The 1,122-nt window shown below is 70.9% G+C and carries 1 protein-coding gene and 1 pseudogene; both read right to left on the bottom strand.

The genetic code is table 11. The features are described from left to right. The coding region (locus GSQ83_RS15840; RefSeq protein WP_216850229.1) for a segregation/condensation protein A at window positions 1–725 on the bottom strand (725 nt) is incomplete at its 3' end. After that, window positions 718–1,122, bottom strand: a pseudogene (locus GSQ83_RS15835) (transposase); the annotation flags it as partial. The pseudogene GSQ83_RS15835 and the gene GSQ83_RS15840, both read right to left, overlap by 8 nt.

Raw genomic sequence — 1,122 nt, 5'->3', positions numbered from 1 at the left:
CCCGCCAGAAAGGTGCTCGCCACCGCCGCCCGTGCGCGAAGCGGGCGGTCCGTAGCCTCCTCGGCGACAGGCGGCAAAAAGGCCGCGAGGTCGCCGCCCGCCGGGTGCTCGACGAGCAGCAACTGGATCCGCACCAAGGCGTCCACCACGCGCCAGAGATCCGGAATGGCCGGCCGGTAAAGCGGCACCTCTTCCGGCCGCCCTTCCGTGCCGCGCAGCACCACCAGGCAGGCTTCCATCAGCGCGACATAGCCGCCTTCTCGCGGCACGGTCGGTGGCCGCCGGACAAAGACATCCAGGCCAAGCTGCGGCCGCTGCTGCAGCCAGGCCCCAGCCGCTCGCATCGCCACCATATCTTTGAGGCGACGCAGCTCGGCCGCCGCATCCTGTTCCGCTGTCGCCGCGGCCTCCGGACTGTCGGGGAAGAGCAAGCGCGAGCGCAGCAGCACCAGCCGTGTCGCCACAACCAGCCAGTCGGCCCGCTGCTCGAGCGTCACCCGATCGGCGAGCCGCGCCATGGCCGCGACGAATTGCTCGGCGAGGTCCAGGATCGACATGCGGCCAAAATCGATCCGCTGCCGCTCGGCGAGGTCGAGCAGCATGTCCATCGGTCCGTCGAACCCATCAAGATGCAGCACCGGGCTGCTCGGCCGCCGCGGCGGCGCCTCCCAATCATCCCAGAGCGGATCGCTGGCCGCGCCGGTCGTCGGCTCGACGTCAGCCATCGCGATAATCGGGGCGGAGGTCGAAGACCAAAGCCGGCCAACGCTGGCCGAGGCTCGCAAACGCCGCCCAGGGCGTCCAATCCGCCGACCAGAAATCATATTGCAGACGCGCCGAGTGCCGCCGCCGGCGATCGGGCGGATCCTCACGCCGGCGGACATGGCGCAGCGGCTGGATCGTACCCCAGTGCCGCCGGAGCCAGGCGATGCTCGCGGGGTCGTCGGGTCCCTGCCGGAGGTGCGCATAGGGCACGGGCAGCAGCGCATGCAGGTCGAACGGGCAGGTGCTACTGCGGCCAGCCGCCGCGATCACCCGCTGCTGATGATCCTCGACGGCCGTGCGCAATTGCCGCGCCAGCACCCGGGCAGCGGCGATCCGCAAGCCGGGCGAACCATCCGG

Origin of the sequence: Acidisoma sp. L85, assembly GCF_009765865.1 — a bacterium.
Taxonomy (GTDB): domain Bacteria; phylum Pseudomonadota; class Alphaproteobacteria; order Acetobacterales; family Acetobacteraceae; genus Acidisoma.
The sequence above is the reverse complement of the archived record's forward strand: the minus strand, read 5'-3'. Positions and strand labels throughout refer to the sequence as shown.